Here is a 247-nt window from a genome sequence, read left to right on the forward strand (position 1 = left end):
TGCCCGTTCCGCGCAAGGTGAACGTGGGGTTGATGATAGAAGTGCCGTCGGTCATTTTTCAGCTGGACGATATTTTGCCTAAGGCCGATTTTATTTCGGTCGGAACCAACGATCTGGCGCAGTTTGTGTTTGCCTGCGACCGCGGCAATCCCAAATTGGCCGAACGTTACGACGTGCTTTCGGCACCCTTTTTGCAGGTGATGAAAACCATTGCCGACAAAGCGGCGGCAGCCGGCGTCTATTGTTC

1 protein-coding gene is annotated in these 247 nt (G+C 53.8%); it reads left to right on the forward strand.

The window, feature by feature from the left end; genetic code table 11:
* Positions 1 to 247: putative PEP-binding protein (locus tag H6A07_RS09960; RefSeq protein WP_342636588.1), on the forward strand; the 247-nt coding region annotated here is incomplete at both ends.

Origin of the sequence: Olsenella uli (assembly GCF_016899935.1) — a bacterium.
GTDB lineage: Bacteria > Actinomycetota > Coriobacteriia > Coriobacteriales > Atopobiaceae > Thermophilibacter > Thermophilibacter uli_B.